Annotated in this window: 14 protein-coding genes and 2 pseudogenes; 4 read left to right on the top strand and 12 right to left on the bottom strand. The window is 46.6% G+C overall.

What is annotated here, in order from left to right:
• Positions 1-121: 121 nt before the first annotated feature.
• A pseudogene (locus IEW48_RS03575) lies at positions 122-475 on the top strand (aminotransferase class I/II-fold pyridoxal phosphate-dependent enzyme); the annotation flags it as partial.
• Between the two features lie 99 nt (positions 476-574).
• On the opposite strand, the gene IEW48_RS03570 reads toward IEW48_RS03575, so the two are convergent.
• The 7 genes from IEW48_RS03570 to IEW48_RS03540 all read right to left on the bottom strand — a co-directional run bounded on the left by IEW48_RS03570 (position 575) and on the right by IEW48_RS03540 (position 5791).
• Complete coding sequence (locus IEW48_RS03570) at positions 575-778, bottom strand: hypothetical protein (RefSeq protein ID WP_007505487.1); 204 nt, start codon at positions 776-778, stop codon at positions 575-577.
• A gap of 113 nt (positions 779-891) precedes the next feature.
• The gene (locus IEW48_RS03565) at positions 892-1230 is read right to left on the bottom strand and encodes a sigma factor-like helix-turn-helix DNA-binding protein (RefSeq protein WP_229703923.1); all 339 of its coding nucleotides are present in this window, start codon (positions 1228-1230) and stop codon (positions 892-894) included.
• Between the two features lie 169 nt (positions 1231-1399).
• Positions 1400-2734 (bottom strand): type I glutamate--ammonia ligase, encoded by a 1335-nt coding sequence (gene glnA / locus IEW48_RS03560; RefSeq protein WP_188622597.1) that lies wholly within the window; start codon positions 2732-2734, stop codon positions 1400-1402.
• 1 nt (position 2735) lies between these two features.
• Entirely contained in the window at positions 2736-3515 is a 780-nt protein-coding gene (locus IEW48_RS03555; RefSeq protein ID WP_188622596.1) for an exonuclease domain-containing protein, read from the bottom strand.
• A complete protein-coding gene (locus IEW48_RS03550) occupies positions 3509-3814 on the bottom strand; it encodes a putative nucleotidyltransferase substrate binding domain-containing protein (RefSeq protein ID WP_229703922.1) in 306 nt (101 codons plus the stop codon). The genes IEW48_RS03555 and IEW48_RS03550 overlap by 7 nt, the downstream gene beginning before the upstream one ends.
• Positions 3815-3860: 46 nt before the next feature.
• Complete coding sequence (locus IEW48_RS03545) at positions 3861-4490, bottom strand: DUF294 nucleotidyltransferase-like domain-containing protein (protein ID WP_188622595.1); 630 nt, start codon at positions 4488-4490, stop codon at positions 3861-3863.
• Positions 4487-5791, bottom strand: a complete 1305-nt coding sequence (locus tag IEW48_RS03540) for an ammonium transporter (RefSeq protein ID WP_188622594.1) — start codon at positions 5789-5791, stop codon at positions 4487-4489. The genes IEW48_RS03545 and IEW48_RS03540 overlap by 4 nt, the downstream gene beginning before the upstream one ends.
• A 274-nt stretch (positions 5792-6065) precedes the next feature.
• On the opposite strand from IEW48_RS03540, the pseudogene IEW48_RS03535 reads away from it, so the two are divergent.
• Positions 6066-6639: pseudogene (locus tag IEW48_RS03535) on the top strand (phosphosulfolactate synthase).
• A 336-nt stretch (positions 6640-6975) separates the two neighbouring features.
• The gene (locus tag IEW48_RS03530) at positions 6976-7275 is read left to right on the top strand and encodes a MerR family transcriptional regulator (RefSeq protein WP_188622593.1); all 300 of its coding nucleotides are present in this window, start codon (positions 6976-6978) and stop codon (positions 7273-7275) included.
• 11 nt (positions 7276-7286) lie between these two features.
• Here IEW48_RS03530 and IEW48_RS03525 read toward each other — a convergent pair whose 3' ends face one another.
• The 5 genes from IEW48_RS03525 to IEW48_RS03505 form a co-directional block, all read right to left on the bottom strand.
• Complete coding sequence (locus IEW48_RS03525; RefSeq protein ID WP_188622592.1) at positions 7287-7559, bottom strand: DUF3006 domain-containing protein; 273 nt, start codon at positions 7557-7559, stop codon at positions 7287-7289.
• 93 nt (positions 7560-7652) lie between these two features.
• A complete protein-coding gene (locus IEW48_RS03520) occupies positions 7653-7940 on the bottom strand; it encodes a ComEC/Rec2 family competence protein (protein WP_188622591.1) in 288 nt (95 codons plus the stop codon).
• A gap of 51 nt (positions 7941-7991) precedes the next feature.
• Positions 7992-8741 (bottom strand): DDE-type integrase/transposase/recombinase, encoded by a 750-nt coding sequence (locus IEW48_RS03515; RefSeq protein ID WP_229703920.1) that lies wholly within the window; start codon positions 8739-8741, stop codon positions 7992-7994.
• Between the two features lie 148 nt (positions 8742-8889).
• On the bottom strand, positions 8890-9084 hold the full coding sequence (locus IEW48_RS03510; protein WP_007502546.1) for a helix-turn-helix domain-containing protein: 195 nt from the start codon (positions 9082-9084) through the stop codon (positions 8890-8892).
• A gap of 161 nt (positions 9085-9245) precedes the next feature.
• Positions 9246-10022, bottom strand: a complete 777-nt coding sequence (locus tag IEW48_RS03505; RefSeq protein ID WP_007502544.1) for a carbon-nitrogen family hydrolase — start codon at positions 10020-10022, stop codon at positions 9246-9248.
• A gap of 210 nt (positions 10023-10232) precedes the next feature.
• Here IEW48_RS03505 and IEW48_RS03500 point away from each other — a divergent pair, with 210 nt between their 5' ends.
• Positions 10233-11414, top strand: a complete 1182-nt coding sequence (locus IEW48_RS03500) for a pyridoxal phosphate-dependent aminotransferase (RefSeq protein ID WP_188622590.1) — start codon at positions 10233-10235, stop codon at positions 11412-11414.
• Positions 11415-11425: the final 11 nt, after the last annotated feature.

Raw genomic sequence — 11425 nt, 5'->3', positions numbered from 1 at the left:
AGCAATACCTCCAAGTGCAAGGTTTTTGTAGGTGGTTTTTGAAAAACCCTTGCACTTAATTTCGCCAAAAATAGGTCTTTTCCTTTCAATATCAACATTTTTGTGTTTTTCAGCAAACCCTAATTATCCCAACAATCCAACGGCTAGCGTGGCAACCAAAACTTTATATGAACAAACAGTCGACTTAGCCCGGCACCATCAGATCTGTGTCGTCCATGATTTTGCCTACGGTGCTATTTACTATGACAATCACCAGCCACCCAGTTTCCTGCAGATTCCAGGGGCCAAAGATGTGGGCATTGAAATCTACACGCTCTCCAAAACTTATAACATGGCAGGATGGCGGATCGCCTTTGCGGTCGGCAGTCAAAGTGTGATTGAAGCCATTCAACTGATTCAAGACCACTACTATTGCAGTGTGTTCGGAGCCATTCAAGAAGCTGCAGCAACAGCCTTGTTAAGTCATCAGGAATGTGGCCCCGGGTATCGGTTTCGGAGCCCTGGGCGATCTCCTCATTGGTCATACCCTTTAAGATTTTAAGGAAAATCTGGTATTCCCTGTTAGTTAGTTTTTTTAACAGTGTCTAAAAACAGAGATGCTCCCCGCCCTCGAATGGAAAGGTTCCGCTTGTTTGAAGTTGGTCAGCAATTCAACTAAACCTTGCTTATATTTTTTGACCTGTTCGTCAATCTCGGCATAACGCAAGGTATGCTCTAAGGCAAAACGGATGAGGGCCCGTTCTTTCTCATTCAGGTGTATTGTTGTGACGACCTGCAAAATTCCTCTCTCCTCATACCTGCTTCGTATTTTTTCTGGGCAAGGTGAGTTTTAAGCGGCAACCTTGCTCGTTACCAATTAACATAGAGCATAGTTTTAATTTTTGTAAAATATCATCCTCTGTTTTGCCCCGAATGTTTTTTGGTCCTGTAAAATTCATGAAACAATTTCATCAAGGCCCTCTTTTCAATCCGCGACACATACGAACGGGAAATGTCTAGCTCTTTGGCTAATTCACGCTGGGTTTTCTCCTCCTCCATATCCAGGCCAATCCGGTCAATAATCACCTCTTTCTCCCGGTCATCAAGCACATGAATGTATTGATAGATTTTGTCTTTCTCCATTTGCAACCGTACTTCGTCCAAAACATCCTCTATGTCTACTTTTAAGACATCTATCAACGTAATTTCATTCCCTTCTTTGTCAGTTCCGGTGGGATCATAAAGAGACACATTTTTTTGTCTTTTTTAGAGACCTTAAATGCATCAGAATCTTCATAATACAGGTCTATGCACATATGATCCTTAGTAGCCATCAAAACTGCTTGGGGAATCCGTTAATTTTCAAACAGAAAAGCTGTCCCAAGCGATGGGGACAGCTTTCCTTTATACTCTTTGGTTCTCAATAAGCGGTGAGATACTGGTCGCGCTCCCAGGGATGCACCTGGGTTCTGAACATATCCCATTCAATTTCTTTGGCTTCGATGAAGCGAGCGAAAATATGCTCACCTAGCGCTTTTTTAAGCACCTCATTTTGTTTCAACTCTTCAATCGCTTCTTTTAACGTGGATGGCAGACTGTCAATGCGGTTTTCCTTGCGCTCCTCTTCTGTCATGGTATAGATATTTTGATTAGTCGGCGGAACCAGAGGCAGCTTTTTCTTGATACCATCCAATCCAGCAGCCAGCATGACGGCCAGGGCCAGATACGGATTGGCCGACGGGTCCGGATTGCGCAATTCAATGCGCGTGCTTAAACCACGTGATGCCGGCACTCGGACCAGCGGGCTTCTGTTTTTGGCCGACCAGGCTACGTAGCAAGGAGCTTCATAGCCAGGCACTAAACGTTTGTAAGAGTTGACAGTTGGATTTGTAATGGCGGCCATGGCTCTGGCGTGATACAGAATGCCGGCCAAATATTGTTTGGCGGTGTCACTAAGGCCCAGTTCATCCTGTTCATCGTAGAAGGCATTCTCCTCTCCCCTGAACAGGGATTGGTGACAGTGCATGCCTGATCCGTTTACTCCAAACAGCGGTTTGGGCATAAACGTGGCGTGCAATCCGTGTTGTTTAGCTACGTTTTTCACGACCACTTTAAAGGTTTGGATATAATCGGCTGCAGTGACAGCATTGGCATATTTAAAGTCAATCTCATGCTGTCCCGGGGCCACTTCATGGTGGGAGGCTTCAATTTCAAAGCCCATTTTTTCCAGGGTGAGCACAATATCCCGGCGGCAATTTTCACCTAAATCGGTGGGAGCCAAATCAAAATAACCGCCTTGATCATTGACTTCTAATGTGGTATTGCCTTTTTCATCCAGCTTAAACAGGAAGAACTCCGGTTCAGGCCCGACGTTCATGGCCGTAAAGCCTAGCGTTTCTGCCTCTTTCAGCATCCGCTTCAAGACCCCCCGCGGATCTCCGGCAAACGGTGTTCCGTCTGGATTATAGACATCACAAATCAAACGGGCCACTTTGCCTTCTTCAAGTTCCCACGGGAAGATGAGCCATGTATCCAGATCAGGATAGAGATACATATCAGACTCTTCAATGCGCACGAATCCTTCAATAGAAGAACCGTCAAACATGATTTTGTTATCAAGGGCTTTGGGCAACTGGCTGACGGGTATCTCCACATTTTTGACGGTTCCCAACAGATCGGTAAATTGCAACCGGATGTAGCGCACATCCTCTTCTTTAGCTATTTTTAAAATGTCCTCTTTCGTGTACTTTCCCATTTTAATCCCCTCCCAAATTGTTAATGACAAAGTTATTTTTATTAAGGCTTAAAGCCAGATATGCGTCTTGTAAAGTATTGATCCCTTTGGCGGTCATATCCTGCACTAAACAGGTCCATAACCTGGCCGCCAGCAGGGCATCACCTAAGGCATGATGGCGGTTTTCCGGCTTAATGTTGTACAAGGAGCAGCAGACTTCCAATGAACTTTGCTTCAATGCGGGGTTAACAATTCTAACCAGAAACGAAGTATCCACAATACGGTGTTGAAAGGAACGGCCTCCCATCTCCCGTACCGCTTGCTGCATAAAGGCTTTCTCATGCCCGGCATGGTGGGCAGCAAGGAGATCCGTGCCGATAAAATTGAAAAATTGAGTCAGTACATCAGCTAGCACTGGCGCCGAAGCAAGATCATCCTCCGTAATGCCGGTCAATTGGCTCACTTCTCTGGGAATGGATACATCTGAGCGAACCAATGTGTACAGGGAATCCTCTTCCAGAATGTGCTGGCCAACGGCACGCACCGCTCCTATGGACAGGATGCGATCCCCTTGTTCAGGAAAAAATCCTGTCGTCTCCACATCAAAGACGACCACAGGCAGTTCGTTCAGGGGCTGTTCCAAGTAGTTATCCTCCCGCAGCTCCTTTTCAAGCTGGCGTAAAAAGCTGGCTTGCGGCCACACCTCTCTCTTTTCTCTGCTGCTGAGAGCGGCATAGAGATGTGAACCCACCCTTTCCGACAATTGTTTCATCCTCTGGGCAACAGCTTGAAACTTCACCACACGGTCCCTCTCTTTAACCATGTTCCCGTACGCCGGTATAATTCAACTCCTTTGCTTATCAGGTGCTTCAACTCTTTTTTCTCCTCACGGCTGAGGTCAGTCACCCTGATATAGCCAGGGTGATTGGTGACCCCCGCTCTTTGGCGGTAGGCCATGAGCCGCTTGAAGCAAGCCTGGTATGTTTCCAGCCATCCATATAAAGCAAGTGCATACAAACGTTCCAAGCGGAGGACGGTAGAGGTTTCATGCACACTCTCTCTGATGGCCAAAAGGCGTGCGGCATTAATATATGGAAACAATCCAGTTTCTTTTAGATTGATAGCCCCCGCATGAGGACCTTTTTCCTCAGTCAGAAACTGTAGTCAGAAACTGTCCGAACAGACCCAGCCCTTTCTTCAACCATGCTGTGTTTTCCCACAGACGTAGCAAAATGGCGGGATTCTGTGCGCAGTAGCTATACACCCGTTCTCTCAAATCATAGACCAGCTGAGCGTCGCCCACAAGCGTGCGGGCATCCATAAAGATCAGGACATAACGTAATGCCTCCCACCCCCCTTCCATCAACCATTCTTGCAGTTGGAGGTCCCAGCCAGATAAGGAGCGACACCATCTTGGATTGGAACTCATCACTTGGCCTATACATAAGGGAAATCCCTTCTGTTCAAGTTGAGCGCTGATTTCCCGGCCAAGAGCGAGAAAATAGCGTTGGATCTCTTCATCATCTTGATCATATACAAGGCCATGATCCTGGTCACTTCCTGGCAGATGCTCTCCTCGGCCGGCGCTGCCCATCACAAACCAAGCAAAAGCGGACGGAGGAGTACCCTCTGTGCGTTTAACAGCTGTGACAGCCTGACTGACGGCACTGAGAATATCCTCATCACCATCACCGTTGAGACAGCCTGTTGATAGTGTCAAAGCGGGGTATTTTCCCGCTTTGAGCTGCTGATGTGCTGTGACCGCACTTTTGGTCATTGCGAATGGGCACCCTTTTTTGACTGTACATGAACACCAGATAGTGTGTTGGTAGCCAGTTGCACCATCTCTGGATACCCATAGCTGCCATGTTCGCTTAAATCTAAGCCCAGCAGCTCCTCCTCTTCCGTGACGCGCAGTGATCCCACCACAGCTTTAATGATCAGTAACAAAATCAGTGAAGCCATAAAGGCATACAGTCCTGCCGACACAACTCCCAATGTTTGCACACCCAACTGGGTTAATCCGCCACCATACAACAGTCCAGGCGAGCCACCGTTCATGGCAGCCAGTTCCGGCGTGGCAAAGAAACCTGTGGACAGGGTGCCCCACACCCCAGCCACACCGTGCACTGACAAAGCAAAGATGGGGTCATCAATTTTGACTTTATCAAAGAACTTCATGCTGTAATAGACAATCACACCGGCGATCAGTCCGATCAGCACCGCTGCCCACGGTTCAACAAAGGCACAAGAGGCAGTGACGGCCACCAGTCCGGCCAAGGCGCCATTTAACATGGTTGGTACATCCGCTTTGCCGGAAAGCATCCAGGCGGTAGATAAGGCCGCGATGGCACCGGCAGCCGCCGCAAGATTGGTGTTCAGCGCGACAAACCCAAAAAATCCTTCATCAACACCTAATGTGCTTCCTGCATTAAAACCAAACCAGCCTACCCAGAGCAGCAGAACACCTAAAGCGGTATAAACCTGATTATGACCATGCATATCGTTCGCTGTGCCATCTTTGTTGTACTTACCAATCCGCGGTTTAAGCAGTATGGTGGCAGCCAGTGCAGCCATAGCGCCTGTCAAGTGCACCACAGTGGAGCCGGCAAAGTCTTGTTTTTCTAATCCTGCCAGCCAGCCGTCTCCCCAAATCCAGTGGGCTACAACCGGGTAGACAAAAGCTGAAAAGAAAATGGCAAATAAGATGTAAACCGACAGTTTGGCCCGCTCGGCAAAACCGCCGAAAGCGATGGTTAGTGCAATCCCAGCAAAAGCGAGTTGAAACATAAAGTCAATTGAACCAGGCAAACCATCAACCACAGAAGTAAAATCGCCGTAGAAGAAATCAGAAAAGCCGATAAACAAATTACCTTGACCATAAATAAAGCCATAACCTACAGCCCAAAACACAAGAGAGGCAATACCGAATGTAAAAATAGTTTTGCCAGCGATATGGCCGGCATTTTTCATCCGCGTTGAACCTGCCTCAAGGAGAATAAATCCCCCTTGCATCAGGATGACCAAAATCGTGGCCACCATCACCCACAGTGCATTAAGGTAAAACAACTCTCCCATTTCCGATCCAACTCCTTTCTTTGTTTTACATGAGCAGCACACGTCGCACCGCCCATTTAACGTAAATATAGTTAACATTTAATGTTAGTTATATTTTCACATCTTAGTCGTTATGTCGCAACTAATCTGTAAGATAATTTGACATAGTTTTTGTAAGTTCAAGAGTGCAATTCTTTGGTCACTTCATGATTGGAATGCTGTTTGTAACTGGAACCACTTGCTGTCCAGCAGAATAAAATGTGCTAGCTAAGATGGGGCAGATGCCCAGAAAGGAGTGCTTATCTGTTATGAATCAGCATTCATTATCCTTGCCACCCAGGCCAGCTATATTGATTACGTGAAATTTGGCTGGGGAACTTCCCTTGTCTCCGACTGTCTTGAAGAAAAGATAGGCTGTTTAAGAGTCAATAACGTGGCTTACTTTTTTGGGGGAACTTTGTTTGAGAAGTTCCTGCTGCAGAAAAAAGTAACGGATTATTATCATTTCTGCCTCCAGCACGGCTGCCAGCATGTTGAGATCTCAAATGGCACGGTTCCGCTGAGCAACAGGGATAAAGCCAGTTTCATTGCTGATTTTGCTCATGAGTTCACCGTTTTCAGTGAAGTGGGATATAAGGACCAAAAGCGATCCCGGGATCTCCATCCTTCCAGGTGGATTGAGTATATGGCAAGCAGGAGCAGCGATGGTTATCACCGAGGCAAGGGAAAGCGGAACAAGCAGAATATGCAGAGAAAATGGAGAGTTAAGACATGATCTGATCGAGGAGCTGATTGAAACCATTTTTGAAGCCCCGAACAAACAGTTGCAAACTTACTTTATCAGGAAGTTTGGAACAAACGTTAAGTAAATTCGGATTTCATTTTTGAGATGTTTGTGGTAGACTTCACCCTAAGGATGCTCCTTTCTTTGGGTGATGTTGTTCTCACAAACACCATTCTACCAAAGATGGGACACCTTTTTTACATTCAAAATGATAACTTACTTTCGAAATTTGGGATAATAGGTATAGTTTTTTGTGTAAGCTTATCTTACACATTTTTTTATTTATGCTTAATCCACTTGCTTCAGCGGGGTTTTGTGACAAAGTTTTTGTTAGATTTTCTGACAAAAATAGTACGTCCTCCCTCCTTTTTTGCTATCATAAACATAAACCGAAATAGAGCTGATTCAGAGGTGAGACAACATGTCCTATAAAACAAAAAAAGTGATGCCCATTGGCATCGTCAGTGAATTAACAGGGTTATCCCCCCGCCAAATTCGTTATTATGAAGAAAGGAAACTGATCTTCCCCGAGCGGTCGAAGGGTGGGACACGCAAGTATTCGTTTCTCGACGTGGAACGTTTGGTGAATATCGCAGAAAAAATGGAAGATGGTTGGCGGACCTATGAGATTCGCCGCATGGAAAAACAGAAAAATCAAGAAGAATTGCGCCGGGAAATGTTAAGGGGGCAACTTAATGCTGCTTTCAGACAGAGGACGTGAGGGCATAGTCCTTATTTTTTAAAGCGGCTGGCCATCCGCTGCTTCAAATGTTTTGCCTTTTCCTGGATCCTTGTTCCTATTTTCTCGGTCTCTTCCTTATCTGTTTTTAAACTGATCACCTCTTGCTGAGCACTCAAAGTGGCAATCACCCATTCCCCCTCTTGCAGTTCCCCAGGCACCTGCTCCAGGGGAACGTGCGGTTCTTTCTCCTCTTCACCCATCAGTAAAACTACATACCTGTCCTCAATGCGGTCCACAACTGCTTTTACCTTATGGTCGTCCATCAAATCACCTCCTCTCATAGTCGACACTGAACTCAGCACCATCAGTGATAACCCAGATGGTGCCATGTTCCGCTGCTCCGTACAAGGAGATATTCAAGAAGAGATGAGCTGAACCACTTCCCTGTGTGGATGCCCATAAGAATTATCTTGTCCCGCCGAATAAATGGCCACCTTGGGCTTTACCGCCTGCAGAAATTCTTCCCCATTGGAAGTGCTGGAGCCGTGGTGGCCAAGCTGAAAAATATCAGCCTGAAGTTGATGTCCTCTGGCGATCATCTCCTGCTCTGATGCTTGTCCGGCATCACCGGTAAACAGAAGGGCCACCTCGCCATAGACCACCCGAATACTGATCGATCCCTCGTCCAAGTTGTCCGTCGTCAATGTTTCAGGATGAACAACTTCAAGCTATGTTTCGATCTCGAATTTCTGCTTTCACTTGCGAATACGATTGATGTCCGAGCATGATGGGTTTGATTTCGGATTGATGTTCTTGCTGCTGTGCTTGTTGTTCCTTTGCTTGTTGCATAAAATGTTGCACTGCATCGCTAGAGGCTCTACACTGTACAGTTGGTATGTCAGACAGTAGGCTAAAGCTTGTCCAATCACTCCAGAATGAGAGTTAGCTTGGTTCATGACTTCCTGTATCTTTTGCAATTGATCTCTCATAGCGAAGGTAAAGATGTTCCTGTTGGAACACTTCGGCCGGTATTTTTTGGTTGTCTGATGCACTTTGCCATTGCCTGTTCGCTCAAACCAGGCCAGACAGTCTTCACGCCATTGGGCCAGATTGTAATAGGTCCGGTGACGGGCAAAGTTCTTTTTCACATAGCCAACAACGTTTTCCACTTTTCCTTTGCTTTCCGGGTCGCCTTTTTTGCACATGTACACTTTAAACGACCTGTACGCCAGATAATTGGCAAATTCTTTGGTGTAAATAAGATCTTCGCCATTTTCACTCACTAAGATGAGATGGTCTTGATCATAAACAATTTCTTGAGGAAGACCGCCGTAAAAGGCGAAAGCTTGTTCATGAACCTGAATGACATCTGCTGTTGTCAAGGGACGGTCCAGCCAATACATAAATTTGTAACGGGAATGGGATAATACATAAGCCATAAACCACAGCTTCTGAGGTTGATGAAACGTATTTCTGACAGTGGCCTGACCAAAGTCAACTTGCATTTGTTGTCCCATAGGCGGGTCGAGGGCCGCTTCATATTGCCGGGTCACCTTTATGTTTGGAATATTATACTCCTTTCTCAGTTGACTAACATAGCACCTGACGGTACTTTCACCGACCGTAAGGTCAGGATATCTCTCCTTAATCCAATCATGGATCTGTTTTCTTTTGTCTCACTTTGATGTGTTCCAACATATCTTCAAATGCTTCAGGTGTCATATTGATATATTTGTAAACTGTATTGCGGCTAATCCCTAATCGTCTGGCAATTTGCGATTTGTTAAGTCCCAGTTTCTTTAGCTGTTGAATCTCCAGGTACATGTTCCACCTTTCCATTTTATTCATATTTTCCTCTCCCAACCGTTTTGATGTTTCCAGTGATATGATACTGGGAGAGAAATGTTATGGTAAATAGTGTTCACTATTATTCAGCGATTTTTGTTAATTCTAATTTAGCATTCTCACCCGGCTCAAAGCATCAGCTTTAACCAAGTTTAAACCCGTTTTTAAGCACGCAATACCCGGTGTTTCAGCTGGGGAAAGTGCTCCCGCACCCGTTTCACTTCAGCCAGGTCAATCTCTGCCGTTAAGACGGTTTCCTGTTCACCTGCCTGCGCCCGAACCACTCCCCAGGGATCAACCACCTGGCTGTGCCCGCCAAGCAAGACGTTATGAGTATAGCCAACACAATTGCAAGAAATTAAAAAGCACTGATTTTCCAAAGCCCGGACCGCATTGAACAATTGCCAGTGTGCCAAGCGCTGGTGGGGCCAGGCAGAGGTGACCAACAACAGTTCGGCTCCTAACTCCACTTGCTGCCGGTACAGCTCGGGAAATCTCAAATCATAGCAGGTGGACAAGCCGACACAGCCCACTCTGGTTTTGACCGCCTTTACTTCTTCTCCACGGGTTAATAACTCCCCTTCCTTTGAGCCATAGCGAAAGAGATGGATTTTCCGGTAGGTAGCCAGTAATTCCCCGTTGGCATCAAACAACAGGCTGGTATTGTAGTAGTTCTTTCCCTCTTGCTCCACAAAGCTGCCGGCAAACAACACACTGCTCAACTGTTGAGCCATCTGGGCCATACGTTGAAAAAAGGGGCCCTTAAGGGGTTCAGCCTCTTTCGTGTAACGTTCAAACGAAAAGTATCCCGTCGCCCATATTTCCGGCAAGAGAATCAGGTCATATCCCTTCAGGCCAGATAAAAGACGAGCCATCCGTTCGATTCGCTCTTCCTTTGTTTCCTCATCCCGAATTTCAAACTGAACCGCAGCCACTTTCACCGTGAAAACTCCTTTCCAACTTGTGACTCACTTGTTTGGACGTTTTGTAGGGATTCTAGTACAAAACTTTCATTATTGTCAATACAATTGGTCTCTAAAACCCCTTTACAATCCAAGCTATCCGGCGTATTATAGTTCTCAATTACAATATATTATAGTTCTCAATTACAATAGATGAAGCAAGATTGGCATAAGGAAGTGAGAGATTTCATGCATTTTGAACCTTCTCAGACCCTCAAAAACTTGCCGGAGCAGTTTTTTGCCAAATTGACCCAAAAAGCAGCCCGCTATGTACAGCAAGGCTATGATGTGATTAACCTGGGGCAAGGCAATCCTGACCTGCCTACGCCTCCCCATATTGTTGCTGCTTTAAAGAAGGCAGCTGAAAATCCTTTATATCACCGCTACTCACCTTTTAAAGGCCACCCGTTTTTAAAAGAGGCGGTCGCCCAATTTTATGAGCGGGAGTACCATGTGCATCTCGATCCAGAGACAGAGGTGGCCATATTGTTGGGAGGAAAAGCAGGGCTGGTCGAAGTGAGCCAATGCTTGCTCAACCCTGGTGATGTTGCCTTTGTCCCTGATCCGGGCTATCCCGATTATTGGTCGGGGATCGCTCTTGCCGGCGGAGAAATGGTAATGATGCCCCTGACAGCGGAACGCTGCTTTTTACCGGACTTCAGCCAGCTTTCACCTTTCCACCTGAAAAAAGCCAAACTGATGTTTCTTAACTATCCCAATAATCCGACTGCGGCTGTCGCCGTCCAATCTTTATTTGAGGAAGCCGTGGCCTTAGCCTGTCAACATCAGATCTGTGTTGTTCATGATTTCGCCTACGGGGCCATTGCCTATGACGGGCACCAGCCCCTCAGCTTCTTACAAATCCCTGGAGCCAAAGAGGTGGGCATAGAGATTTACACGCTGTCCAAAACCTATAACATGGCCGGGTGGCGCATCGCCTTTGCTGTGGGCAACCAGAGTGTTATTGAAGCGATAGAGCTCATTCAAGATCACTACCATTGCAGTTTGTTTGGTGCGATCCAGGAAGCAGCAGCTGTCGCCCTGTTAAGCAGCCAAGAATGTGTTGACCAGTTGCGGGAGACCTATCAAAGAAGGCGTGACACCTTCATCAGTGCCCTGCAAGACATCGGCTGGGACGTTCAGCCGCCACAGGGATCTTTCTTTGCCTGGCTGCCCGTTCCTGATGGATTTGATTCTGCCTCTTTTGCCGATCTCTTGCTTGAGGAAAGTCACATTGTAGTGGCTCCAGGAATCGGCTTTGGTCCCCATGGTGAAGGCTATGTCCGCGCAGGACTGGTCAGTTCTGAGGAGACGTTGCTCAAGGCAGCGGAGCGGATTGAGCGGCTGGGATTATTTACGAGAATGAGGTAATCGAGTAGGAG

Origin of the sequence: Caldalkalibacillus thermarum, assembly GCF_014644735.1 — a bacterium.
Lineage (GTDB): Bacteria > Bacillota > Bacilli > Caldalkalibacillales > Caldalkalibacillaceae > Caldalkalibacillus > Caldalkalibacillus thermarum.
The sequence above is the reverse complement of the archived record's forward strand: the minus strand, read 5'-3'. Positions and strand labels throughout refer to the sequence as shown.